The organism is Streptomyces sp. NBC_00358 (assembly GCF_036099295.1).
In the GTDB taxonomy this organism is placed as follows: Bacteria; Actinomycetota; Actinomycetes; order Streptomycetales; family Streptomycetaceae; genus Streptomyces.
Genome location: NZ_CP107976.1, coordinates 5,323,587 through 5,346,537 on the forward strand (window position 1 = coordinate 5,323,587; position 22,951 = coordinate 5,346,537).

Annotated in this window: 23 protein-coding genes; 15 read left to right on the top strand and 8 right to left on the bottom strand. The window is 71.9% G+C overall.

Features of this window, described 5'->3' with window-relative positions:
- Window positions 1–57: 57 nt before the first annotated feature.
- On the top strand, window positions 58–690 hold the full coding sequence (locus tag OHT01_RS22595) for a hypothetical protein (RefSeq protein ID WP_328554938.1): 633 nt from the start codon (window positions 58–60) through the stop codon (window positions 688–690).
- Between the two features lie 13 nt (window positions 691–703).
- Here OHT01_RS22595 and OHT01_RS22600 read toward each other — a convergent pair whose 3' ends face one another.
- From OHT01_RS22600 to OHT01_RS22610, 3 genes are all read right to left on the bottom strand, one after another.
- Window positions 704–1,471 carry an enoyl-CoA hydratase/isomerase family protein gene (locus OHT01_RS22600; RefSeq protein WP_328558222.1) on the bottom strand — a complete coding sequence of 256 codons (768 nt, stop codon included), beginning with the start codon at window positions 1,469–1,471 and terminating at the stop codon, window positions 704–706.
- 80 nt (window positions 1,472–1,551) lie between these two features.
- Entirely contained in the window at window positions 1,552–1,977 is a 426-nt protein-coding gene (locus tag OHT01_RS22605; protein ID WP_328558223.1) for a Zn-ribbon domain-containing OB-fold protein, read from the bottom strand.
- An 84-nt stretch (window positions 1,978–2,061) separates the two neighbouring features.
- Entirely contained in the window at window positions 2,062–3,210 is a 1,149-nt protein-coding gene (locus OHT01_RS22610; RefSeq protein ID WP_328554939.1) for a lipid-transfer protein, read from the bottom strand.
- A 98-nt stretch (window positions 3,211–3,308) separates the two neighbouring features.
- Between OHT01_RS22610 and OHT01_RS22615 the strand changes: the two genes are divergently transcribed.
- The 3 genes from OHT01_RS22615 (at window position 3,309) to OHT01_RS22625 (ending at window position 5,776) form a co-directional block, all read left to right on the top strand.
- Entirely contained in the window at window positions 3,309–4,955 is a 1,647-nt protein-coding gene (locus OHT01_RS22615) for a fatty acid--CoA ligase family protein (protein ID WP_328554940.1), read from the top strand.
- Between the two features lie 76 nt (window positions 4,956–5,031).
- Entirely contained in the window at window positions 5,032–5,316 is a 285-nt protein-coding gene (locus tag OHT01_RS22620; protein WP_328554941.1) for a type II toxin-antitoxin system Phd/YefM family antitoxin, read from the top strand.
- Between the two features lie 22 nt (window positions 5,317–5,338).
- Entirely contained in the window at window positions 5,339–5,776 is a 438-nt protein-coding gene (locus tag OHT01_RS22625) for a PIN domain-containing protein (protein ID WP_328554942.1), read from the top strand.
- Between the two features lie 170 nt (window positions 5,777–5,946).
- Here the strand turns inward: OHT01_RS22625 and OHT01_RS22630 are convergent, their stop codons facing one another.
- Window positions 5,947–6,120 (bottom strand): hypothetical protein, encoded by a 174-nt coding sequence (locus tag OHT01_RS22630; RefSeq protein WP_328554943.1) that lies wholly within the window; start codon window positions 6,118–6,120, stop codon window positions 5,947–5,949.
- Between the two features lie 222 nt (window positions 6,121–6,342).
- Complete coding sequence (locus tag OHT01_RS22635) at window positions 6,343–9,300, bottom strand: AfsR/SARP family transcriptional regulator (protein ID WP_328554944.1); 2,958 nt, start codon at window positions 9,298–9,300, stop codon at window positions 6,343–6,345.
- Between the two features lie 268 nt (window positions 9,301–9,568).
- Here OHT01_RS22635 and OHT01_RS22640 point away from each other — a divergent pair, with 268 nt between their 5' ends.
- From OHT01_RS22640 to OHT01_RS22680, 9 genes are all read left to right on the top strand, one after another.
- Window positions 9,569–10,828 (top strand): amidohydrolase family protein, encoded by a 1,260-nt coding sequence (locus OHT01_RS22640; RefSeq protein ID WP_328554945.1) that lies wholly within the window; start codon window positions 9,569–9,571, stop codon window positions 10,826–10,828.
- A gap of 144 nt (window positions 10,829–10,972) precedes the next feature.
- Window positions 10,973–11,914 carry an LLM class F420-dependent oxidoreductase gene (locus OHT01_RS22645; protein WP_328554946.1) on the top strand — a complete coding sequence of 314 codons (942 nt, stop codon included), beginning with the start codon at window positions 10,973–10,975 and terminating at the stop codon, window positions 11,912–11,914.
- An 11-nt stretch (window positions 11,915–11,925) separates the two neighbouring features.
- Entirely contained in the window at window positions 11,926–12,702 is a 777-nt protein-coding gene (locus OHT01_RS22650) for an SDR family NAD(P)-dependent oxidoreductase (protein ID WP_328554947.1), read from the top strand.
- A 107-nt stretch (window positions 12,703–12,809) separates the two neighbouring features.
- Entirely contained in the window at window positions 12,810–13,928 is a 1,119-nt protein-coding gene (locus tag OHT01_RS22655; RefSeq protein ID WP_328554948.1) for an LLM class flavin-dependent oxidoreductase, read from the top strand.
- A gap of 14 nt (window positions 13,929–13,942) precedes the next feature.
- A complete protein-coding gene (locus tag OHT01_RS22660) occupies window positions 13,943–15,673 on the top strand; it encodes an N-acyl-D-amino-acid deacylase family protein (protein WP_328554949.1) in 1,731 nt (576 codons plus the stop codon).
- Entirely contained in the window at window positions 15,670–17,148 is a 1,479-nt protein-coding gene (locus OHT01_RS22665) for an aldehyde dehydrogenase family protein (protein WP_328554950.1), read from the top strand. Before OHT01_RS22660 ends, OHT01_RS22665 begins: the two co-directional genes overlap by 4 nt.
- A gap of 258 nt (window positions 17,149–17,406) precedes the next feature.
- A complete protein-coding gene (locus OHT01_RS22670) occupies window positions 17,407–17,913 on the top strand; it encodes a hypothetical protein (protein WP_328554951.1) in 507 nt (168 codons plus the stop codon).
- A 228-nt stretch (window positions 17,914–18,141) separates the two neighbouring features.
- Window positions 18,142–18,891 carry an SDR family oxidoreductase gene (locus tag OHT01_RS22675; protein ID WP_328554952.1) on the top strand — a complete coding sequence of 250 codons (750 nt, stop codon included), beginning with the start codon at window positions 18,142–18,144 and terminating at the stop codon, window positions 18,889–18,891.
- Between the two features lie 49 nt (window positions 18,892–18,940).
- Entirely contained in the window at window positions 18,941–19,702 is a 762-nt protein-coding gene (locus OHT01_RS22680; RefSeq protein WP_328554953.1) for a TetR/AcrR family transcriptional regulator, read from the top strand.
- A 108-nt stretch (window positions 19,703–19,810) separates the two neighbouring features.
- Here the strand turns inward: OHT01_RS22680 and OHT01_RS22685 are convergent, their stop codons facing one another.
- Entirely contained in the window at window positions 19,811–20,206 is a 396-nt protein-coding gene (locus OHT01_RS22685) for a nitroreductase/quinone reductase family protein (protein ID WP_328554954.1), read from the bottom strand.
- Between the two features lie 92 nt (window positions 20,207–20,298).
- On the opposite strand from OHT01_RS22685, the gene OHT01_RS22690 reads away from it, so the two are divergent.
- Window positions 20,299–21,135, top strand: coding sequence for an endonuclease/exonuclease/phosphatase family protein (locus tag OHT01_RS22690; protein WP_328554955.1), 837 nt, complete (start codon window positions 20,299–20,301; stop codon window positions 21,133–21,135).
- A 6-nt stretch (window positions 21,136–21,141) separates the two neighbouring features.
- On the opposite strand, the gene OHT01_RS22695 is transcribed toward OHT01_RS22690, so the two are convergent.
- Both OHT01_RS22695 and OHT01_RS22700 read right to left on the bottom strand, forming a co-directional pair.
- The gene (locus tag OHT01_RS22695; RefSeq protein ID WP_328554956.1) at window positions 21,142–21,390 is read right to left on the bottom strand and encodes a DUF397 domain-containing protein; all 249 of its coding nucleotides are present in this window, start codon (window positions 21,388–21,390) and stop codon (window positions 21,142–21,144) included.
- Between the two features lie 11 nt (window positions 21,391–21,401).
- Window positions 21,402–22,253 carry a helix-turn-helix domain-containing protein gene (locus OHT01_RS22700; protein WP_328554957.1) on the bottom strand — a complete coding sequence of 284 codons (852 nt, stop codon included), beginning with the start codon at window positions 22,251–22,253 and terminating at the stop codon, window positions 21,402–21,404.
- 212 nt (window positions 22,254–22,465) lie between these two features.
- Here OHT01_RS22700 and OHT01_RS22705 point away from each other — a divergent pair, with 212 nt between their 5' ends.
- Window positions 22,466–22,906 (top strand): ATP-binding protein, encoded by a 441-nt coding sequence (locus tag OHT01_RS22705; RefSeq protein ID WP_328554958.1) that lies wholly within the window; start codon window positions 22,466–22,468, stop codon window positions 22,904–22,906.
- Window positions 22,907–22,951: the final 45 nt, after the last annotated feature.

The window sequence follows — 22,951 nt, forward strand, 5'->3', positions numbered from 1 at the left end:
GGCGGGCCGCTCGGCCCTCGCCGGGGCGGGTGCGGCGGCCGTGGGTAGGGTGACGGCATGTACACGTGGGGGCGCAGGCTCAGATTCACAGTGGTGTCGGCGATGGTGGTGCTGGCCCTGACGGGCTTCTCGTCGGGCCGCGGCCACCGCAGCCGCAGTCACTACGGCGGTGGCGGAGGCGGTTGCAGCAGCTCCCGCCAGGACCACGACAGTTCGTCGTCGACGACGTCGGGTGGCGGCGGCTCGTACGGCAGCGGTTCGTCCAGCAGCGACCCGTACGGCAGCTCGTCCCGTTCGCCCGGCGATGACGCGTACGGCTCCGGTACGAGTACCAGTGGCAGCAGCGGCGGTACGTACCGCTCGCGGCCCACCTACCGTTCCACCCCCACGACGACCTCCTCCGGCACCGCCCGGTCTCTGAAGGACGGGACCGCGGTGCTGGTGCACTGCGCGAGCCAGGAGGACCCGTACACGACCGTCGAGGTCAGGAATCCGAACGGGCGCGAGGTCCTCTTCACCGTGAAGGTCGGCTTCAAGGACAGCGCCGACTTCACCATGACCGACGCCACCAGCCAGGTGTCGGTGCCCGCGAAAGGCAAGGCGACCGTCCGGGTGGCCGCTGCCGGCACGGGGGCCGTGGACCGGATCGATCACTGCGAGGTCGATCCAAAGGCCGAGGCCGTGCGTTGACGGCCCGCGGGGCTCACCGCGTCCGGAATCCGCCCGGTCGCCGCGCGGCGAACAGCTCCGCCTGCCGCTCGTCCGGCAGGTTGCCGAGGGAGACGAGCTGCGGGGCGTGCGCGAGGGCTGCCGCGCGGGTGGCCTCCTGCGCCTGCCACAGCGCCCGTACGGTCCCCTGGACGGCTTCGGCCGGGTAGGACGCGATGACCGTCGCGCATCCGACGGCCGCCGCCAACGCCCCGCCCGGCGGGGTGACTTCGGAGACCAGGCCGACCTCGTACGCGCGCCGCGCGGAGATCCGCTCGGCGGTGCCCATCAGGGCCATCCGCGCCACCTCCCCGAACGGCATCCGCTGCGCGAGATAGACGGACTCGTACGCGCTGACCATCCCGTACGTCGTGTGCGGATCGAAGAACGTCGCCTCCTCGTCGGCCACGACGAACTCCGACTCGCCCAGCAGGTAGAAGGCCCCGCCGCAGGCGATCCCGTTCACGGCGGCGATCACCGGCTTCCACAGGCCGTTCGCCTTCGGCCCGATCGTGGCGAGCGGATCGTCCACCATGTACGGGGAGCCGGGCTGCGGCACCTCGGCGCCCCGGTCGATCCCGGTGCAGAAGGCACGCCCGCCCGCCCCGGTGACGACGATCGCCCGCACGGTGTCGTCGAACCGGAACTCGCGCCAGGCGGAGATCAGTTCGGCCGCCGTCCCGAGGTCGATGGCGTTGAGCCGGTCCGGCCGGTCGAGGGTGAGCACGGCGACCCCGGCACCCTTGTCGACCCTCACCGCCAGCCCCGTACCTCCCGCGTTTCCCGTGCCTCCCGTACCTTCCGTGCCTCCCGCACTTGCCGTAGCTCCCGCCCCGCCCCCGTTCACGCGCGCTCCAGGACCCAGCGCGGGACCGTGACGCCGTTCACCTCGGTGAACACCGCCTGGACCCGGGCGCCGATCCGGATCCGTTCCGGCGGGACGGAGTCGAGGGGCTCGTCCGGCCCGCTCACCAGATTTCCGACCAGCCGTATCCGCGGCGCGTCCGCCAGCTCCACCACGATCGCGTTGTACGGCGCCAGCGCCGCGTAGGCGGGCAGGAGCGGCGGATGCGGCACGACGTACGACCAGATCCGGCCGCGCCCGCTCATCCGGCGCCACTCGTCGGCGAACGACCGGCACTGCGGGCAGCAGGGGCGGGGCGGGAAGCGGAGTTCGCCGCACTCGGCGCAGGACTGGACGCGCAGTTCGCCCCGGGCGGCGTACTGCCAGAAGGGTGTCCCGTCGTCGTCGGGGACGGGGGACAGCAGGGACTCGTCGGGCCCGTTCGCCGGGGCCCGCCCGGCTGTCTCGGCGATGTCGGCGGTGTCGGCGGTCTCGGCCATGTCGGCTCCTCAACTCCTCAGCAGCAGCGCGGAGGTGGGGACCCCTTCCCCCGCTGTGACCAGGCAGGTGGCCGCCCCCGGCACCTGCGCCGTACTCGTGCCCCGCAACTGCTTCACGCCCTCGTTGATGAGGTTGAAACCGTGGACGTAGGCCTCGCTGAGCCCGCCGCCCCCGGTGTTGACGGGCAGCCGTCCGCCGATCTCCAGCGCCCCGCCCTCGGTGAAGGCCGCGCCCTCGCCGCGCCCGCAGAAGCCGTATCCCTCCAGCGAGAGGGGGATGAGCGGGGTGAACGCGTCGTAGATCTGCGCCACGTCCACGTCCTCGGGTGTGAACTCGGCGTGCTTCCACAGGTGCCGGGCGGCGGTCCAGGCGGGGCCGGTGAGCGGGTCGTCGTTCCAGTAGTTGACCATGCCGTGGTGCTGGGCGGGCAGGCCCTGCGCGGCGGAGTGGACGTACACGGGCCGCTGCCGGCAGTCGCGGGCCCGCTCGGCGGAGACGATCACGCAGGCCAGCGCGCCGTCCGTCTCCAGGCAGTTGTCGAAGAGGCAGAGGGGCTCGCTGATCCAGCGGGAGGTCATGTACATCTCGCGGGTCAGCGGGCGTTCGTACATCATCGCGGCCGGGTTCTGGTTGGCCCGGTTACGGCAGGCCAGTGCCACGTTGAACAGGTGGTCGCGGGTCGCCCCGTACTCGTGCATGTAGCGGCGCGCGAGCATCCCGATCTCGTCGGCGGGCCGCAGCAGTCCGAAGGGCCGGGTCCACTGGGCCGGGGTGGGGAGCTGGACGGCCGTGTTCTTCCAGGGGCGCGGCCCGCTGCCCCGCTTGCGGGAGCGCCAGGCAACGCCCACCGTCGCCTGGCCGGTGGCGACGGCGGCGGCGAGATGCGCGACGGTGGCGCAGGAACCGCCGCCTCCGTAACCGACCTTGCTGAAGAAGGTGAGGTCGCCGAGCCCGACCGCCTTGGCGACCTCCACCTCGTCGGTCTCCTCCATGGTGTACGAGGCGAGCCCGTCGACCTCGGCGGGCGCGATACCGGCGTCGTCGAGGGCGGCGAGGATCGCCCGGCAGGCCAAGGCCTTCTCGGACTCGGGGAGTTGCTTGGCGAACGGGGTCTGTCCGATTCCGACGACGGCTGTGGCGTCCTTGATCCCTGGCATGGGTGACCTCCGCACACGGTCCCGGCTGCTGACAGGCCGTCAGGCTACAGCTAATCTGACGGTCAGTCAGCTAGTGGTGCTCGGGCGGGAGGTGCGCGATGCGCGGTGACCTGGAGTGGGGCGGTGTCCCGGGTCTTGTACGGTCGGCGGCGGCCCGTTTCGCGGACCGGGAGGCGGTCGTCGAGGGCCGGACGCGCATCTCCTACGAGGAGTTGGGGGCCCGCGTGGAGCGGGCCGCGGCGGCCTGCGTGGCGAGCGGGGTGCGGGTCGGGGACCGCGTCGCCGTCTGGGCCCCGAACACCCTCGACTGGATCGTCTCCGCGCTCGGCGCGGTGTCCGCGGGCGCGGTCCTCGTCCCCCTCAACACCCGTTTCAAGGGCGCCGAGGCGGCGTACGTACTGGCCCGGAGCCGGGCGCGGCTGCTGTTCGTGACGGGAACGTTCCTCGGCACCTCGTACGTGGCGGCACTGCGCCGGGCGGCCGGCGAACCCCGGGGGACGGGCCCCGGCGCCGGGCCGGACACCGGCCCCGACGGCGGCTCCGGAACCGGCCCGCTCCCCGGCCTCCCGCACCTGGAACAGGTGGTGGTCCTCGCGGACGACGCCCCCGCCGACTTCCGCACCTGGAAGGACTTCCTGGCGGACGGGGAGGGTGTGGGACGGGACGAGGTACGCCGTCGGGGGGCGGCCGTGTCCGGCGCCTCCCCCTCGGACATCATCTTCACCTCGGGCACCACGGGCCGCCCGAAGGGGGCCCTGATCACCCACGCGCAGACACTGCGCGGCTACGAGATCTGGAGCGACCTCGCCGGTCTGCGCGAGGGCGACCGCTATCTGATCGTGAACCCCTTCTTCCACACCTTCGGCTACAAGGCCGGGATCATCGCCTGTCTGATGCGCGGGGCGACGATGGTGCCGCAGCCGGTGTTCGACGTGGACACGGTGCTCGCGAACGTCGCCGCGGAACGCGTCTCCGTCCTCCCCGGCCCGCCCACCCTCCACCAGTCCCTCCTCGACCACCCCTCCCGTGACGCGTACGACCTCTCCGCGCTGCGGCTGGTGGTGACGGGCGCCGCGGTGGTCCCGCTGCGCCTGGTCGAACGCCTGCGCACGGAACTCGGCGTGGACACGGTCCTCACGGCGTACGGGCTCTCCGAGGCGAGCGGCATCGTCACGATGTGCCGCAGGGGGGACCCGCCGGCGGTGATCGCCTCGACCTCGGGCCGGGCGATCCCGGACACCGAGGTGCGGGTGGTGGACGCCTCGGGAGCACCGGCGGCCCCCGGCTCTCCCGGCGAGGTCCTGGTCCGCGGGTTCAACGTGATGAGCGGCTACTTCGAGGACGCGGCGGCCACGGCGGAGGTCCTGGCCCCGGACGGCTGGCTGCGTACCGGCGACGTGGGCGTGCTCGACGCCGAGGGCAACCTCCGCATCACCGACCGGATCAAGGACATGTTCATCGTCGGCGGCTTCAACGCCTACCCCGCGGAGATCGAGCAGTTGCTCGGCCTGCACCCCGATGTCGCCGACGTGGCGGTCGTCGGCGTACCCGACACCCGGCTGGGCGAGGTCGGCAGGGCCTACGTCGTCCGCCGCCCGCACTCCGACCTCACGGCCGACGACCTGATCACCTGGTCCCGCCGCGAAATGGCCAACTACAAGGTCCCCCGCACGGTCGAGTTCGTCAGCACCCTGCCCCGGAACGCGAGCGGGAAGGTGGTGAAGGGGGAGCTGCGAGGGGGGTGAGGGCCGTGGAGGAGAGCCCGGGGGCGGGCGCGGCACGTCCCGGGGGAGGTGTAGAACGCGTAGTACACTTGCGTATATGGGGAGTAACAGGGAAATTCCGCTCAGGGAACTCAACCAGCAGACGTCGCGGGTGATGGCCCGGGTCGAGGCGGGGGAGACCGTCACCATCACCAAGGACGGCGTGCCGATAGGGGACATCGTTCCTCATGGAGCGCGCGACAGGATTCGTGCCGGGCGGCCCGTGTACGCCTTCAGGACCGATGAGATGGGCTTGCTCGACCTCCCCGACTTGGGAGGGCCGGCCCTCGGCGACGACGAGATCGACGAGACTCTGCGGGGAATGGGCGCGACCGATGGCTGAGGTTCCAGTGCCCGCGATTCCCGTGGCCGTCGCCGACACCAACGCGCTCTATCGCCTGTTCACGCCCAAGGACCCGCGTCATGAAGCGCACCGAGCGGCGCTCGCCCGTGTCGGGCATCTCGTCGTCTCGCCGATGGTCCTCACCGAACTCGACTACCTGCTCACGGAGCGGGTGGGGCCGAGGGCATCGATGAATGCCCTGGACTTCATCGCTGGTCAGGTGGAGGCCAGGCGCTTCGAGATCCCGGAGTCCGTGCCGCACCTGCGGGGCGCGATGGCTGTGATGCGCGGCTATGAAGACGCTGGGGGTGGTGAGGGGGTCGGGCTCGCGGATGCGATGAACGTGGTCCTGGCCGCGGCCTTCCAGACCGCCGACATCTTCACCACCGACCGCCACTTCCGCATGATGCGCCCGCTCACCGGGGAGGCGGCGTTCCGACTGCTGCCGGACGACATCTGAGCGCTCTGAGGCGAGTGCGGAATCCGCAGCGTCCGCGCGTACCACCGTCCTTGCCGTTCACGCGCGCCGACTATCGGCCTGAACTGCGTGCGAGGCCCCCGGACACACGGCGACCGCGGCGGCTCCCCCTCCGCGCCGCCGCGGTCGATCCCCGTGTGGTGTGGCTCTGGTCAGGCAGGCTCGTCCGTGGCGTGGACGTTGTCCGTGGACGCGTCGCCGGTGTCGTCGCCGAGGGCGATCGGGTTCTTGCCCGTAAGCGGCTCGTCCGTGGCGTGGACGTTGTCCGTGGTGACCGTCGGCTCGCCGGTGGCGTGGACGTTGTCGGTGCTGAGGTCGTCACTCATGACTGGCTCCCCTGGCAGTTCTGATCGTTGCTGTTGCTGTTGCGGTAGTCGGGAAGGGCCCGCCCGGCAACTCCCCCGAGGATCGCCGGACGGGCACTTCTGGGCCGGTTCACCTTAGAGGTGTGGCCGTATGTCGTCCCGCCTGCCCCCCGACGCGCCGGATCGACAACCTGAGAGTGCCGGTTGGCGATAAACGAACGATGAACGCGCAGGCGCGCGGTCTCAGGCGACGGCGAGCGGTTTCAGAAGGGAGCGCACCTCGTCGGCCTCCGGTGCGCCCAACCCCTCGTAGATGTCCAGGGCTTCGCGCCAGCAGACCTGCGCACGGCCGATCTGGCCGATGCCGCTGAGGGCCCGGCCGAGCACGGTGAGCACGTTGCCGCGTCGCCAGTCGCCGCCGATTCCGCGCAGTACGGTCAGCGCCAACTCGGCGTTCGCGGCGGCCTGGGCGGGCCGCCGCGCCGCGAGGTCGGCCTCGGCGAGACGGAACAAGGTCATGCCCTCCCACAGCCGTTGGCGGCTGTCCTGGAAGACTTCGAGGGCTTCCTGGAGGCGGTCGACGGCCTGCCCGAGCTGGCCGCTCCGGGTGAGCGCCAGCCCCAGCGCGTACCGGCCGTTGGCGCCCTTGAGCGCGTGGCCCATGTCGTCGTACATGTCCGTGCCCTGCTGGGCGAGGGCCACCGCACTCGCGATCCGTCCGGTGGCGAGGTGGATGCGCGAGAGGTTGCACAGCGCGCTCGCCTCGCCCGGACGGTCCTCGCAGACGCGGAAGTTCTCGATGGCGCGGTTCAGATGCGCCTCGCCGTCCTCATGACGGTTCTGGTAGATCGCGATCACGCCGAGGATGTTGGAGGACCAGCAACTCGTCAGGGGGTCGCCGGTCGCGAGGGCCAGTTCGAGGGCGCGGGTGGCCGCCGCGTCGGCCGAGTCGAACCGGCCGGTGATGTGGTGCACGAAGGAGAGCGTCGTGAGCGCACGGGCCTCGGCACGCGGGGCCGCGGTCTCCTGCGCGGCGACCCGGGCGGACTCGGCGATGGTCTCGTACTCCTTGGAGTTGGCCCCCGATTCGGCCAGGTCCACGGCCGCCCACAGGAGGTCGACGGCCCGCGCCAGGGTCCGCGGTCCCGTCGACTGACGTACGCACGCCAGGGTGCAGACCGCCTCCGCGTACAGCCAGTCCTGGGCCTGGTGCCGGTCCTCGAACACCAGCCCCGGATAGGCCGGCGCCTCCAGATGGTCCACCAGCCGGTCCCCGGGGCGTTCGATCGCGTACACGCCCGCCGCCGTGCTCAGGTAGAAGTCCAGCAGCCGCGACAGGGCCGCGGCCCGTTCGCCGGGGGGTTGTTCGTCGCGTTCGGCGCAGGAGCGCGCGTAGAGGCGTACGAGGTCGTGGTAGCGGTAGCGGCCGGGGGCCGCGGACTCCAGCAGGGAGGTGTCGACCAGGGACTCCAGGAGGTCCTCGGTCGCCTCGGCCGGGAGGTCGAGCACCGCGGCGGCCGCCGCCAGCGAGATGTCCGGGCCGTCGGCGAGGCCGAGCAGGCGGAAGGCGCGGGCCTGGGCAGGCTCAAGCTGGCCGTAGCCGAGTTCGAAGGTGGCCTTGACGGCCAGGTCGCCGGCCTGGAGTTCGTCCAGCCGGCGCCGTTCGTCGCCGAGCTTCGCCGCGAGCACCGACACCGTCCAGGTGCGGCGGGCGGCGAGACGGGACGCGGCGATCCGGATGGCGAGCGGCAGGAAGCCGCACGCCGCGACCACGTCGAGCGCGGCCTCCCGCTCGGAGGCGACCCGCTCCTGGCCCACGATCTTCGTGAAGAGCTGCAGCGCCTCCTCGGGAGACATCACGTCGAGGTCCACCAGATGGGCCCCCGCCAGGTCCACCATCCGGATGCGCGAGGTCACCAGGGCGGCGCAGCCCTCGGTGCCGGGCAGCAGCGGGCGCACCTGGGCGGCGTCGCGGGCGTTGTCCAGCAGGACCAGGACACGGCGGCCGTCGAGGACCGAGCGGTAGAGGGCCGAGCGTTCCTCCAGCGAGTCCGGGATCGCCGTGTCCGCCGTTCCGAGGGCCCGCAGGAAGGCGCCCAGGACCGTCTCCGGTTCGGCCGCCCGCGATCCGGCGCCCTGCAGGTCGACGTACAACTGCCCGTCGGGGAAGGCCCCTCGGGACTGGTGGGCGACATGCACCGCGAGTGTCGTCTTGCCCACGCCCCCGATGCCCGCCAGCGCGGACACGGCCATGACCCGGCCCTCCTCGGAGGACGCCGAGGCGAGGACGTCGCTCAGCTCCTGCACGAAGGAGGCCCGGCCGGTGAAGTCGGTGACGGTGGCGGGGAGTTGCGCCGGGCGGACCAGGGCGACGGTGGGCTCCGCCCTGGGGGCGGAGGGTTCCGCGAGGCCCGGGTCCGCCTGGAGTATGCGCTGCTGGAGCTCCTTCAGTCCCTGGCGCGGGTCCACGCCCAGCTCGTCGGCGAGCAGCCGGCGGGTGTCCGCGTACACGGCGAGGGCTTCCGCCTGGCGGCCGGAGCGGTACAGCGCCAGCATCAGGAGTTCACGCAGGCGTTCGCGCAGCGGGTGCGCGGCGGTGAGCGCCGTGAGTTCGGAGACGGCCTCCGCGTGGAAGCCCTGCTCCAGGTCCATGTCGAGCCGGGATTCGAGGAGTTGCAGACGCCACTCCTCCAGGCGGGCCCGCTGCGTCTCCGCGTAGGGGCCGGGGATGCTCGCGAGCGGTTCGCCGTCCCACAGGGCGAGCGCTTCCCGCAGCAGGTCGCGGGAGCGGGACAGATCGCCCGCGCCGCGCGCCTTCTCGGCGTCGGCGGCCAGTTCCTGGGCATGTACGTGGTCGAGCGCCCCCTCGCGCAGGGAGCGGATCGCGTAGCCGCCGGACTCGCTCACCAGGACCTCGGCGCCGAGCGTCTTGCGCAGGCGTGAGGCGTACGTCCGCAGGGCGGCCAGCGCCTGGGACGGCGGCTCATCGCCCCACAGGGCGTCGATGAGCTCGGATGCCGTGGCCGTACGGCCGTCGCGGAGCAGCAGCGCGGCCAGCAGGGCGCGTTGCTGCGGGGACCCCGCCGGAAGAGGGTCGTCCCCGAGCCAGGCGCGCACCGGGCCGAGCACGCTGAAGCGCAACGCCGCGGGCTCCTCGGAGCCCGGGTGCCACTGCTCCGGTACTCGCGGCACACCGTCCATCGCTGTCCCCCTGCCGAACTGTCAGTACAACGAGGCCAGTTTGCCTTGTTCATGGCGGATGCGTCAGCCGTGCGAGACAGCGATCACAGGGTGCCGCCGGACAGGACACACGGTCCTCACACAGACCCCCCGCACATCGGCGGGAATTCCTCCGTCCGCCACCGCCGACGGTACCGGCCGGCGGGGAGCCGGCGAAGCTCCGACGGGGAGCCGACGCAGAGCGGACAGGGAGCTGACGGAGCGTCAGATCGGCGCTACCGTGGCCCGTATGGAGACCACGGAAACCGCGCAGAGCCCCTCGGCGGACGCCGGGACCGCCTTCCCGAAGATCATCTCGGTGGACGACCACACGGTCGAACCCCCCGACGTCTGGCGGGACCGGCTGCCCGCGAGGTACCAGGACACCGGCCCCCGCGTCGTCCGCGCGCCCCTGAAGGAAATGACCTTCCTGGGTGGGAAGTTCGCCCCGGTGATGGGCGCACCGGGCGACGACGGCCCCGTCGGGGACTGGTGGGTCTACGAAGACCTGCACCGGCCCCTCACCCGCCTCGACACGGCCGTCGGCTACGACCGCGACGAGATCAAGCTGGAGATCATCACGTACGAGCAGATGCGCCCAGGCTCGTACGACGTACCGCAGCGCCTGGCCGACATGGACGTCAACCACGTCCAGTCCGCCCTCTGTTTCCCCACCTTCCCCCGCTTCTGCGGACAGACCTTCACCGAGGCGGCCGACCGCGAGCTGGGCCTTCTCGGGGTGCGGGCCTACAACGACTGGATGGTGGAGGAGTGGTGCGGGCCCCGGGCCCAGGGGCGCCTGATACCGCTGACGCTCGTACCGCTCTGGGACGCCCGGCTTGCGGCGGACGAGGTGCGGCGCAATGCCGCCCGTGGCGTACGCGCGGTGGCCTTCTCCGAGATCCCGCCCCATCTGGGGCTCCCGTCCGTGCACACCGACGACTGGGACCCCTTCCTCGCCGCGTGCGACGAGACGGGGACCGTCATCGCCATGCACATCGGCTCCAGCAGCAGGATGCCGTCGACCTCGGCGGACGCGCCGCCCGCGGTCGGCTCCACGATCACCTTCGCCAACTGCTGCTTCTCGATGGTCGACTGGCTGATGAGCGGCAAGTTCGAGCGCTTCCCGAACCTGAAGGTGATGTACGCGGAGGGCCAGATCGGCTGGATCCCGTACATCCTGGAACGCGCCGACGTGGTGTGGGAGGAGAACCGCGGCTGGGGCGGGGTCGCCGACAAGGTCCACCGGCCGCCGTCCGAGCTCTTCACCGAGCACGTGTACGGCTGCTTCTTCGACGACGCCTTCGGCCTGCGGAACCTCGACGCGATCGGCGTCGGCAACGTCCTCTACGAGACCGACTACCCGCACTCCGACTCGACCTGGCCGAAGTCGAAGGAGGTCGGCGAGGCCCAGATGGGGCATCTGGCCCCGGATGTCGTCGAGCGGATCGTGCGGGGGAACGCGATCGAGCTGCTGGGGCTGACGGAGGACGGCCTCTGGGCGGGCTGAACACCCCCGTTCGCCGAAGCGCCGGACACTGCGACGGGACCGCGCGACCGGTACCCGCCCGCCTCTTGCCTGACGGTGCGTCAGCAATGACTATGGCTGCGCAGCCTGGAAAATGACGGACCGTCAGATAAGAGGTGCGGACCCATGCAGGTACTGCCCGAAGGGCGACTGGCGTACGGGATACAGCTCCCGGTCCAGTCCCAGAGCACCATCTACGCCGAGCCCTGGGAGGCGGACGCGGGTCCCGCCGACCTCGTCGGGATCGCCCGTGCCGCCGACCGCGCCGGATTCGCCTACATCGCCGCCTGCGACCACGTAGCCATCCCGCGCCGTCTGGCACCCGCGATGAGCACGGTCTGGTACGACCCCGTCGCCACCCTCGCCCATCTCGCGGCCGTCACCGAACGCGTGCGGCTGCTCAGCCATGTCGCGATCGTCGGGCTCAGGCATCCGCTCGTCACGGCCAAGCAGTACGCGACCCTCGACCACCTCTCGGGCGGCCGGCTGGTCCTCGGGGTGGGCGCCGGGCACGTGCAGGAGGAGTTCGACGCGGTCGGGGCCGACTTCGCACGCCGGGGCGCCGTCCTCGACGAGACGATCGACGCGCTGCGTGCCGCGCTCGGGCCGGACGAGTTCCCCGTCCACCACGGCAAGACGTACGACTTCGAAGGGCTCGGGCAGCGGCCGAGGCCCGCCCAGGAGCGGGTCCCCGTATGGGTGGGCGGATCCTCGCCCGCGGCCGTGCGCCGGGCCGCGCTGCGCGGCGACGGCTGGCTGCCGCAGGGCGATCCGCGCGACCGGCTGCCGGGGCAGATCGCCCGGCTCCGGGAGCTGCGCGCCGGGGCGGGCGTCGAGGAGCCCCTGACGATCGGCGCCATCACCGAGCCGCTGTACGTCGGTGAGCCCGGCTGGGAGGTCGGGCGGCGCACGCTCAGCGGGCCGCCCGAGGCGCTGGCCGAGTCGCTGCGGGAGTACGCCGCGATAGGCGTGCACCAGATACAGGTGCGGTTCCGCAGCCGGAGCCGCGCCGAACTCCTCGACCAGATCACGGCGTTCGGCGCGGATGTCGCGCCCCACATCGACTAGGGAGTCAGGACATGGGCAAGCTGGACGGGCGGGTCGTCCTCATCACCGGCGCGGCGCGCGGGCAGGGCGGGCAGGAGGCGCGGCTCTTCGTGGAAGAGGGGGCGCGGGTGGTCGTCGCGGACGTGCTCGACGACCAGGGGGAGGCGCTCGCCAAGGAGATCGGGGCGCACTACGTCCACCTGGACGTGAGCCAGGAGGACGACTGGGCCGCGGCGGTGCGGTCCGCGCGGGCGGCCTACGGGCGGATCGACGGGCTGGTCAACAACGCCGGCATCCTGCGCTTCAACGAACTGGTCGACACCCCGCTGGCCGAGTTCATGCGGATCGTGCAGGTCAACCAGGTCGGGGTGTTCCTCGGGATCAAGACGCTCGCGCCCGAACTGGCCGCGGCGGGCGGCGGCACGATCGTGAACACGGCCTCGTACACGGGGCTCACGGGCATGGCGTACGTGGGCGCGTACGCGGCGACCAAGCACGCCATCGTCGGCCTCACGCGGGTGGCGGCGCTCGAACTCGCGGCGAAGGGGATCCGCGTCAACGCCGTCTGCCCGGGGGCCGTCGACACGGCGATGAGCAACCCGGCGCAGCTCGACCCGGGCGCGAACACCGAGGAGGCCTCGCAGGCGCTCGACGAGCTGTACCGCAAGCTGGTGCCGCTCGGCCGGATCGGGCGCCCGGAGGAAGTGGCCAGGCTGGCCCTGTTCCTGACCGGTGAGGACTCCTCGTACATCACCGGCCAGCCGTTCGTCATCGACGGCGGCTGGCTCGCGGGCGTGAGCGTCTTCTGACGGTGCATCAGCTATTGACGGTCCACGCGTGCGGTGGAACAGTCGGCCAAAGAATCTGACGGTACGTCAGAAACCGTCGGTAAACTGGATGGGGACGGTGAACCTCCTTGGAATTCGGGCTCTTTGTACAGGGATACGTGGGCAAGCGCGCCGAGACCGACCCGCTCGCGGAGCACAAGGCGCTGATGGAGGAGACCGAGTACGTCATCCAGGCGGACCAGTCCGGCTTCAAGTACGCCTGGGCGTCCGAGCACCACTTCCTGGAGGAGTACTCGCACCTCTCGGCCAATGACGTCTACCTCGGCTATCTGGCGCACGCCACCGACCGCATCCACCTCGGCTCCGGCATCTTCAACCCGCTCGCCCAGGTCAACCACCCGGTGAAGGTCGCCGAGAAGGTCGCCATGCTCGACCATCTCACCGAGAACCGCTTCGAGTTCGGGTCCGGGCGCGGCGCCGGCTCGCACGAGATCCTCGGCTTCCTCCCCGGCATCACCGACATGAACTACACCAAGGAGATCTGGGAGGAGACCATCGCCGAGTTCCCGAAGATGTGGCTCCAGGACGAGTACGTCGGGTTCCAGGGCAAGCACTGGTCGCTCCCGCCGCGCAAGATCCTGCCCAAGCCGTACGGGAAGTCGCACCCCGCCATGTGGTACGCCGCCGGGTCGCCGCCCTCGTACTCCATGGCCGCCCGCAAGGGGCTCGGCGTGCTCGGCTTCAGCGTGCAGAAGGTCTCCGACATGGAGTGGGTCCTGGAGCAGTACAAGACCGCCGTCGTGAACGCCGAACCCATCGGGGACTTCGTCAACGACAACGTCATGGTGACCACCACCGCCATCTGCGCGCCCACCCACGACGAGGCGATCCGGATCGCGGTGGCCGGCGGGCTGCACTACCTGCCCTCCCTCGTCTTCCGCTACCACGACACCTTCCCGCGCCCCGAGGGCTTCCCCGTCTGGCCCGAGACGCTCCCCGAGTACAACGCGGAGTTCGTCGAACTCCTCATCGAGGAAGAGCTGTTGATCTGCGGAGACCCCGGCGAGGTGCTCACCCAGTGCAAGCGCTGGGAGCAGGCCGGCGCCGACCAGCTCAGCTTCGGACTGCCCGTCGGGGTCCCCAAGGAGGAGACCCTCCAGACGATCCGGCTGATCGGCGAGCACGTCATTCCGAAGATCGACACGGACCCGGTGCACCGCACGACCCGGTTCCGCCAAGCCGTCTAGGAGGTACCTCCGCGATGCTCGACCACCTGATCAAGGGCGCGACCGTCGTGGACGGGACGGGCGCGCCCGCCTACACCGCGGACGTGGGGATACGGGACGGCCGTATCGCCGTGATCGGCACGGTCACCGAGCCGTCCCGGACGAGCGAGGACGCGCGCGGACTCGTCCTCGCCCCCGGCTTCGTGGACCCGCACACCCACTACGACGCCCAGCTCTTCTGGGACCCGTACGCCACCCCGTCCCTCAACCACGGGGTCACCACGGTCGCCGGCGGCAACTGCGGCTTCACCCTCGCCCCGCTGAACCCGGAGCGCCCCGAGGACGCCGACTACACCCGCCGCATGCTGTCCAGGGTCGAAGGCATGTCCCTGGTCGCCCTGGAGGAGGGCGCCCCCTGGAACTGGCACAGCTTCGGGGACTACCTCGACGCTCTGGAGGGACGGATAGCCGTCAACGCCGGTTTCATGGTGGGACATTGCGCGCTGCGCCGGTACGTGATGGGCCCCGACGCGGTGGGCGGACAGCCGACGCGGGAGCAACTCGACGCCATGCTGCGGCTGTTCCACGAGGCCATGGACGCCGGAGCCTGGGGCCTGTCCACCACCCAGTCCTCCACCCACTCCGACGGCGACGGCAGCCCGGTCGCCTCCCGGCACGCCCGGCCCGCCGAACTGCTCGCCCTCGCCCAGGCCGTGGGGGAGCACGAGGGCACCCAGATCGAGGCGATCGTGGCGGGCTGTCTGGACCAGTTCAGCGACGCCGAGATAGATCTGTTCGTCGAGATGAGCGCGGCGGCGGGCCGCCCGCTCAACTGGAACGTCCTGACGATCGACGCCGCCGTCCCCGAGCGCGTCCCGCGCCAGCTGGAGGCGAGCGAACGCGCCCGCAAGTCCGGCGGCCGGGTCGTCGCGCTCACCATGCCGATCCTCACCCCGATGAACATGTCGCTCGGCACCTTCTGCGCCCTGAACCTGATCCCCGGCTGGGGACCGGTCCTCGCCCTGCCCGTCCCCGAGCGCATCGAGAAGCTCCGCGACCCCGCGGTCCGCGCCGAGATGCTCGGCCGCGCGCAGAGCAAGGAGGCGGGCGTCTTCCGGCGGCTCGCCGACTTCGGCCGGTACGTCATCGGCGACACCTACAGCGCGGCGAACGAGGGCCTGACGGGGCGCGTGGTGCGCGACATCGCCGCCGAGCGCGGCCAGGAGCCCTTCGCGTGCCTGGTGGAGATCTGCGCGGCCGACGGGCTGCGGACGGTCCTGTGGCCCATGCCCACCGACAACGACCCGGACTCCTGGGCGCTGCGCGCCGAGACCTGGCGGCACCCCGACGTCCTGCTCGGCGGCTCCGACGCGGGCGCCCATCTGGACCGCATGTGCGGAGCCCCGTACACGACCCGCTTCCTCGGGGACTGTCTGCGCGGGCGGCGGCTGACCACGCTGGAGGCGGCCGTGAAGATGCTCACGGACGATCCGGCACAGCTCTTCGGGCTGCGTGAGCGCGGGCGGATCGCGAAGGGCTTCCACGCGGACCTCGTGCTGTTCGACCCGGAGCGGATCGACGCCGGCAAGGCCACCCTGGTGCACGACCTGCCGGGGGACAGTCCGCGGCTGGACTCCCGGGCGATCGGCGTGACGGCCGTGTGGGTCAACGGAGTCGAGTCGATCCGGGAGGACGTCGTGACCGGGGCCGTACCGGGCAAGGTGCTGCGCTCGGGCAGCGACACCCGGACGGTGAGCACCCGGTGACCGGCGACGACGGGAGGGCCCCGGGGGCGGCCGAGCAGCGGCTGTTCATCGGCGGATCGTGGGTGGCGCCCGACAACGGCTTCTACGAGGTGATCGACCCGGCGACCGAGGGGGTTGTCGGACTCGCCCCCGAGGCCTCACGGGCCCAGGTGCACGCGGCGGCCTCGGCGGCCCGTGAGGCCTTCGGCCCGTGGTCGCGCACACCGGCCGAGGAGCGGGGCGCCGTCCTGGCACGGGCGGCGGACCTCATCCAGCGCGACCTCGTGCCGTACGCCGCCCTCGCGCAGGCGGAGAGCGGCGCCACCACCGGTACGGCGCGGGGCATGCAGGTCGGGGTCGGGATGGCCCGTTTCCGGCGCTACGCGCGGCCCGAACCGGTCGAGAGCCCGCTGCCGCCGCAGATCAACGAGGCGGGCCCGTTCGGCGGGGCCGCCGTGATGGGCGCGCTCGCCGTGCGCCAGCCCGTCGGCGTGGTCACCTGCATCACCTCGTACAACAACCCCTGGGCCAACCCGGCCGGCAAGATCGCCCCGGCCCTCGCGATGGGCAACACCGTGGTGGTGAAGCCGGCCCCGCAGGACCCGCTCTCCGTGTTCCGGATGGCCGAGGCGCTTGAGGCGGCGGGCGTGCCGCCGGGCGTGGTCAACGTGGTCAGCGGCTCGACGGCGGAGTCCGGCGAGGCCGCGGTCGACTCCGGGGACGTCGACATGGTCAGTTTCACCGGTTCGACGGCGGTCGGGCAGCGGATCGCCGAGGTGTGCGGGCGCGGGATGAAGCGCCAGCTCATGGAACTGGGCGGCAAGGGCGCGGCGATCGTCTTCGACGACGCGGATCTGGCCTCGGCGGTGTCGGGGATCGGCACGACCTTCTCCTTCTACAGCGGGCAGATCTGCACGGCGCCGACACGCGTGCTGGTGCAGCGGGGCGTGCACGACCTGCTCGTCCAGCAACTGGCCGCCTACGCAGGCCATTTGAAGGTGGGCGACCCGAGGGAGAAGGGCACGGTGGTCGGCCCGGTCATCTCGGCGGCCCACCGCGACCGCGTCGAGTCCTACGTCGAACTCGGCCGCAAGGAAGGCGCACGGGTGGTGACAGGCGGCGAACGCCCCTCCCTGCCCGCCGGGTTCTATGTCGCCCCCACCCTTCTCGCCGACTGCACACCGGACATGAGGGTCGTCCGGGAGGAGATCTTCGGCCCGGTCGTCGTCGTCCTGCCCTTCGACGACGAGGAGGAGGCGATCGCCCTCGCCAACGACTCCGACTACGGCCTGATCGACTACGTCTGGTCCGGGGACGTGGCCCGCGCCTTCCGCGTCGCCCGCCGGCTGCGCGCGGGCGGCGTCGGCGTCAACACCGTCGGCCGCAACATGGAGGCCCCCTTCGGCGGCTTCAAGAAGAGCGGCGTCGGCCGCGACGTGGGCTCGTACGCCCTGCACGCGTACAGCGAGGTGCAGGCGATCGTCTGGCCGGGGTGAGGTGTTCCCGCGTTCTCCGTCCGCCACCGCCACCGCCACCGCCACCGCCAGCGCCACGGGTCACGGGTCACCCGGAGCCCCCGCCCGTGGAACCGCCGCCTGCCGCCGGGCCATGACGCCACCGCCCGGGGTCGGGGTGCGCTTTTCCTCGCTTTTCCTCACCTCAAGTCGGGGTACCTGGGTGACTGACGACGCCTGGGTGCGCGGCGGGGGCCGGAGGCCGCGAGGGAGAGGGCGCGCGGGGAGTGGAGGGCGAGCGTGCGACAACTTGCCTCACGCAAGGAGCGGTTGGCGACCGAAGGCGGCGAGGGCGCGGAGTGCCTTCCGGCGCACGGCCGTGCCCGGCCGGACCCGTCGGAGGGCGGGGCGGCCGGGGCCCGGCCGTATTCGCGGCTGGTCGCCTGGACCGGGTGGCTGCTGGTCGTGTGCGGGTTCGCCCTGCTGCCGTGGCTGTACGCGCTGGCGACCGGGCGGCCGGATTCCGCGACCGCCGCGCACTGGCCGGTCACCTGGGTGGGCCTCGACGCGCTGGAGGCGGCCGGCCTGATCGCCACCGGCGTCCTCGCGGCCCGTGGCGACCGACGGCACGCCTTGGCGGCCACCACGACCGCCACCCTGCTCGTGCTCGACGCCTGGTTCGACACCACGACCGCGGTCGCGGGCAGCGACCTGGCCGAGGCGGCGACGATGGCGCTCTGTGCCGAACTGCCCCTGGCCGCACTGTGCGCGTGGCTGGCGGTCCGGGCGATGGGGCGACGGGCATAGGGCCCGGACGCCGAACCGGGTTCGAGACGAGTGTGCAAGTGGCCGTCCTGTTCCGCGCGTTGAGGGTGTCCGGGGAGATCACCAGGACGGGCGCGGGCCATCACGGGACCGCCCCGACCGACTTCCGGGGCCCCCACCCGCGCAAGTAGCGACGCTACTGTTTGAGTGTTAGCGTTGTTCTCGTGGGGTGGTGAATCCCGCTGCCCCGGCGAGACAAGGAGCAACGCCATGAGTGAGCAGCCGAGCACCTCCCCGCGCGTCGCGATCGTCACGGGCGGGTCCCGCGGCATCGGACGCGAGAGCGCCGAGCGGCTGGCCCGTGAGGGGTTCGCCGTCGTCGTGAACTACGCGGGCAACGCCGCCGAGGCCGACAAGGCGGTCGCCGCGATCGGCGAGGCCGGCGGACAGGCCATCGCCTTCCGCGCCGACGTCGCCGAGGAGGCGGAGGTCGCCGCACTCTTCGACGCGGCCGAGAAGGCCTTCGGCGGCATCGACGTCGTCGTCCACGCCGCCGGTGTCATGACCCTGGCCCCGCTCGTCGACCTCGACCTCGACGCCCTGGACCGGATGCACCGCACCAACATCCGCGGCACGTTCGTGGTCGACCAGCAGGCCGCGCGCCGTGTGCGGGCGGGCGGCGCGATCATCAACTTCTCCAGCTCCGTGCTGGCCCTCGCCATCCCCGGTTACAGCGCCTACGCCGCCACCAAGGGCGCTGTCGAGGCCATGACCATGATCGTCGCCCGCGAGCTGCGCGGCCGGGACATCACCGTCAACACCGTGGCCCCCGGCCCGACCGCCACCGCCCTCTTCCTGGACGGCAAGGACGAGGCGACCATCGCGCGGATGGCCGCCCAGCCGCCCCTGGAGCGGCTCGGCACCCCCGAGGACATCGCCTCGGTCGTCGCCTTCCTCGCGGGCCCCGACGGCCGCTGGGTCAACGGCCAGGTCCTGCGCGCCAACGGCGGCATCGCCTGACCCCGTACTCTCCGTCCACCGCCCCGACGACGACGTCAGGAACCGCGCGATGAGCGACACCCCGATCCCCGGCGGGGCCACCCCCGCCCCCGGTGCCGCCGCCCCGGCGAGCACCAAGGCCCGCATCCTGGCCGTGGCCGCCGAACTGGTCGCGCGGTCGCCCGACGGGGACGTGTCGACGCGGGCCGTGTGCGAGGCCGCCGGGGTCGGCGCCCCCGCGCTCTACCGCCACTTCGGGGACAAGGAAGGCCTGCTGTCGGCCGTCGTCGACCACGGCTGGGAGCGTTACCTGGCGGCCAAGCGGGAACGGCACCCCGGCACCAACCCGGTTCAGGACCTGCGCGACGGCTGGGACGGCCACACCGAGTTCGCCCTGCGGAACCCGAACCTCTACCGCCTGATGAACTCCCCGGCGATGCGCACCCCGCCGGCCGCGGCCCTGGAGTCCCACCGCATCCTCACCGGCGACCTGCGCCGCGCCGCCGAACAGGGCAAGCTGCGGCTCGCCCCCGAACTCGCCGCGCAGATGATCATGTCCTCCAACGTCGGCGTCTGCCTGATGCTGGTCTCCCGCCCGGCCACCTTCACCGACCGGACGCTCTCCCGCCGGGTCCGCGACGCGGTGCACGCGGTCGTCTTCACCCCGGACGTGACCGCGCCCGCCGCGGGAGCGGATGCCGTCGCCTCCGCCGTCCCGGCCACCGCGACCCGCCTCGGCGCGCAGCTCCGCCAGAACCCGAGCCCCGCCTTCACCCCCGCCGAGGCGGCCATGTTCACGGAGTGGCTGGACCGCCTGTCCAACACGGATTGAGAACCCGGTCGGGGTCCGTCACTTCGACATGCGAAAGTTTTCAGGGCGGGCGCTCCGGCGCGGGGGGCCGCTTTGTCACCGGCCGCCCTCACCTCGGCAGATCCGCCCTCACCCCCGCAGATCCACCCGGACCGTCAGCAGCGCCGTCCCGATCAGCCGTACCGCCGCGCTGTTGCCCCGGGGCAGGATGCGCAGCCGGGCCACCGGGTCGTCGTCCGGGAGGAGGTGCGCCGTGCCCTCGTGCCACCGGCCGCGGAGTCGCACCCGCACTCTCGGGTCCGCCTGGATGTTGCGTACGTACTGCGACCGTTCCCCGAACTCCGAGACCAGCCAGAAGGCGTCACCGACGCGGCGGCCGCCGAGCGGGGTGCGCCGGGGCAGGCCGGAGACACGGCCGGTGGTCTCCAGGAGCGTCTGGAACGGCATCCGGCGCGCGAGCGGGTTGACGAGGTGCCGCTGGAAGGCGGTCGTGGTGCGGAACCTGAGGTCGGTGAGGCGGGCCATGGTCGGTGGGGCTCCTGTCCGGGCTGGTGTGTGGCACAAGGGAGTTGTTTCAATGGTCCCCGATGTCGCGCGACAGGAGCAGGTGGCTGCGGATGCGGGTTGTGACCTGGAACCTCTGGTGGCGGTTCGGGCCCTGGGAAGAGCGGCAGAAAGCCATCCTGGCCGTGCTGCGCGAGCTGCGGCCCGATGTCGTCGGGTTGCAGGAGGTCTGGGAGTGCGGCGGCCAGAACCTCGCCGGGTGGCTCGCGGACGAGCTCGGAATGCACTGGACCTGGGCGGCTTCCGATGCCTCGGACCGCTGGCAGCGGCGGATCGGGGACCCCACGGTCGACGTCGGCAACGCCGTGCTGAGCCGCTGGCCGGTGGTGGCGCAGGAAGTGCTGCGGCTGCCCGCCCCCGACGAGCTGTACGACGGACGGCTCGCCCTGCACGCCCGCCTGGCCACGCCCACCCAAGAGGTGCCCTTCTTCACCACCCACCTCACCTCGGCCGTCCACGCCTCGGGCGTACGCCGCGAACAGGTCACCGCCCTCGCGGAGTTCGTCGCCGCGCACCGGGGCGGCACCGACTTCCCCCCGGTCGTCACGGGTGACTTCAACGCCTGGCCGGACTCCGACGAGATCCGGTTGTTCGGGGGATACAAGACGTCTCCCGTGGTTCCCGGGCAGGTCTTCCTGGACGCCTGGGAGTACGCGGGCCCGACGGCACCCTGGGCCACCTGGGACCCGGCGAACGCCCATGTCGGCCCGCACAGCCCGGCCGCGCGCATCGACTACGTCTTCGTCGGGCCGCCCGGCCCCGGCGGCCTCGGGCACGTCCGGTCCGTTCGGCGGGCCGGGGACGGGCCGGTCGGCGGGGCGTGGCCCTCGGACCACGCGGCCGTCGTGGCCGACTTGTCCCTCCCTCCGGGCGGTCCGGACACGCCCTGAGGTCCTTCAGCAGCGGTTGTCTCTCTTGAGCACCCGCAGAAGGGCGCCGAAGGCGGCGGGGGTGGTCGAGAGTATGGAGTGGGTCGGGTCGGCGCTTTCGGTGAGACGGACCGTTTCTGCCGTGGCGGTCGCCGTGACGTGGAGACAGGCGTCGCCCTCCTGGCAGTGAGAGGACTTCTGCCAGGAGGCGGCGACGTGGAGGCAGGCCTCGCCCTGTGCGCAGTAGGACGACTTCTGCCAGGTGGTGGCGGGCATTTCGGGTCCCTTCACAAGTGCTGGGCGAGGTTGTGGATGAGGTCCTGCGAGTCCGCATGGCTGAGGGATGCGGACTCCAGTCGGTCGAGAAGTAGCCGGTACTGGCCCAGTTGCGCTTCGGCGTCGATGAATACCGGTCCGTGGGACTGGTCCAGTTGGGCTGTGTCGAGTGCTGGTACGGGGCCGCTCACGAAGTACACCGACTGGCCCGAGCCGGGGAGGGAGCCCGCGTCGAACGGAATGACCCGGATCGAGACATGATCGTGGTCGCTCACCTTGAGCAGGTGGTGAAGCTGGGTGCGCGTTACGTCCGGGCCGCCGAACTTCATGCGCAGGGCCGCTTCGTGGATCACCGCCCGGTAGGGGGCGGGCTGGTCCCGGTAGAGCACCGCCTGACGCTTCACCCGGAAGGAGACCCGATGCTCGATCTCGGGAGGGGACATCTCGGGGACAGCCTGCCGGCAGATCTCACGTGCGTGGTCGACGGTCTGGAGCAGGCCGGGGATGTGCATGCTGTGTGCGGCGTGGAGTCTCGTGCCGTGGTGTTCGATCTCGGCAAGGTCGAGCAGCCTTGACGGCAAGGTCTCGCGGAACGCCTCCCACCAGCCTCGCGTCTTGTCCGTCGCCATCTCGACCAGGGCTTCGACGAAGGCCTGATCGGGGCACGAGTACAAGCGGGCCAGGGACCTGATGCGGTCGGGGCTCACGCCGAACCGCGCCACTTCGACGTTGGAGAGCTGCCCTTGGCTCGTTCCGAGGGCACGCGCGGCCTCGGTTGACGTCATGCCCGCGCGCTCGCGCATCTTGCGCAGCTCTGCGGCCAGGCGAATTCGCCGTGCCGTGGGGGCAGGCCGTGCGGTCATCCGAACTCCTCAGGCATGCCAGTCCAGTTGAGTCGTCACCCACACGAGGGAAGTCGGGCGGGATCATCTCGAACTCGCGCAAATTTCATTTGCGGGAGCCGTATCTTCGTATGCAGGCGCCCCGCCCAGAAGAACCCCGTTCGACGGAGCGGCCAGGTCACTGGGCACCGGAAGCGAAGAGTTCAACCCCCTCTCGTGATCGGAGACTTCCGATGACCACGGTATCGCCGCCCTGGGCCTACACCCTCCAACTCCCGCACGATCCTCGTGCCCCGGGTATCGCCAGGGCCACCCTCCGGACCGTCCTCGCCGCCCACGGCCTCACCGCACTCACCCCCACCGCGGAATTCCTGGCGTCCGAACTGCTCACCAACGCCCACCTGCACACCCGGGGCCCGTACGCCCTCCGTGTCCTGTCGGCCGAGCCGGACCGGCTGACGGTCGCCGTCTGGGACACGGACCCGAGGGTCCCGCCCGGCTACGGACAGACCCGCGTCCCCGTGGCCCCGGCGGAAGCCGAACACGGCCGCGGCCTGCACCTCGTACGGGCCTGCGCCGACGCGTGGGGCGTGTCCGTGCTGCGCGAGATGGGCGCGTCGAGAGGCGGGAAACTGCTGTGGGCGGAGTGCGGGGGCGGGGCGGGGGCCCGGTGACGGCGCAGAGGTCGCTCTCGCGGCCATGCGTGCGATGTCCGTCCT

Excerpts from the sequence above, each read along its gene's own strand:
- OHT01_RS22595 (WP_328554938.1), top strand. The coding sequence starts at position 58 with ATGTACACGTGGGGGCGCAGGCTCAGATTCACAGTGGTGTCGGCGATG.
- OHT01_RS22610 (WP_328554939.1), bottom strand. The coding sequence starts at position 3,210 with ATGCCAGGGATCAAGGACGCCACAGCCGTCGTCGGAATCGGACAGACC.
- OHT01_RS22615 (WP_328554940.1), top strand. The coding sequence starts at position 3,309 with ATGCGCGGTGACCTGGAGTGGGGCGGTGTCCCGGGTCTTGTACGGTCG.
- OHT01_RS22620 (WP_328554941.1), top strand. The coding sequence starts at position 5,032 with ATGGGGAGTAACAGGGAAATTCCGCTCAGGGAACTCAACCAGCAGACG.
- OHT01_RS22630 (WP_328554943.1), bottom strand. The coding sequence starts at position 6,120 with ATGAGTGACGACCTCAGCACCGACAACGTCCACGCCACCGGCGAGCCG.
- OHT01_RS22635 (WP_328554944.1), bottom strand. The coding sequence starts at position 9,300 with ATGGACGGTGTGCCGCGAGTACCGGAGCAGTGGCACCCGGGCTCCGAG.
- OHT01_RS22640 (WP_328554945.1), top strand. The coding sequence starts at position 9,569 with ATGGAGACCACGGAAACCGCGCAGAGCCCCTCGGCGGACGCCGGGACC.
- OHT01_RS22645 (WP_328554946.1), top strand. The coding sequence starts at position 10,973 with ATGCAGGTACTGCCCGAAGGGCGACTGGCGTACGGGATACAGCTCCCG.
- OHT01_RS22650 (WP_328554947.1), top strand. The coding sequence starts at position 11,926 with ATGGGCAAGCTGGACGGGCGGGTCGTCCTCATCACCGGCGCGGCGCGC.
- OHT01_RS22660 (WP_328554949.1), top strand. The coding sequence starts at position 13,943 with ATGCTCGACCACCTGATCAAGGGCGCGACCGTCGTGGACGGGACGGGC.
- OHT01_RS22675 (WP_328554952.1), top strand. The coding sequence starts at position 18,142 with ATGAGTGAGCAGCCGAGCACCTCCCCGCGCGTCGCGATCGTCACGGGC.
- OHT01_RS22680 (WP_328554953.1), top strand. The coding sequence starts at position 18,941 with ATGAGCGACACCCCGATCCCCGGCGGGGCCACCCCCGCCCCCGGTGCC.
- OHT01_RS22685 (WP_328554954.1), bottom strand. The coding sequence starts at position 20,206 with ATGGCCCGCCTCACCGACCTCAGGTTCCGCACCACGACCGCCTTCCAG.
- OHT01_RS22690 (WP_328554955.1), top strand. The coding sequence starts at position 20,299 with ATGCGGGTTGTGACCTGGAACCTCTGGTGGCGGTTCGGGCCCTGGGAA.
- OHT01_RS22695 (WP_328554956.1), bottom strand. The coding sequence starts at position 21,390 with ATGCCCGCCACCACCTGGCAGAAGTCGTCCTACTGCGCACAGGGCGAG.
- OHT01_RS22700 (WP_328554957.1), bottom strand. The coding sequence starts at position 22,253 with ATGACCGCACGGCCTGCCCCCACGGCACGGCGAATTCGCCTGGCCGCA.
- OHT01_RS22705 (WP_328554958.1), top strand. The coding sequence starts at position 22,466 with ATGACCACGGTATCGCCGCCCTGGGCCTACACCCTCCAACTCCCGCAC.